Annotated in this window: 1 protein-coding gene; it reads right to left on the bottom strand. The window is 51.1% G+C overall.

The genetic code is table 11. The features are described 5' to 3' along the window. Positions 1–219, bottom strand: a 219-nt coding sequence (locus tag A3722_RS23535) for a rhamnan synthesis F family protein (RefSeq protein ID WP_201722053.1), incomplete at both ends; no start/stop codon positions are given.

A 219-nucleotide genomic window follows, 5' to 3' on the forward strand; every position in this document is an offset into this window, starting at 1 on the left:
CGATGTGAATAATGGGGGGGATCAACAGGCCGAGATCCGGTTCTGCTTCCATTTTGTCCAAAAGATTATGGACGTAACCACGGCTTCCAACCAGATTGTCGAAAAGATGTGTCTTGAACTCTTCTGCTACGCGAGGCGAGACCTGTGGCGTCCGTTTGGAATGAAGCCGGAGTGCCACTTGGTATTTGTCGGACAGGATCACGTCTCGGAAGGTGATGA

It is taken from the genome of Sulfitobacter sp. HI0027 (assembly GCF_001634775.1).
GTDB lineage: Bacteria > Pseudomonadota > Alphaproteobacteria > Rhodobacterales > Rhodobacteraceae > Sulfitobacter.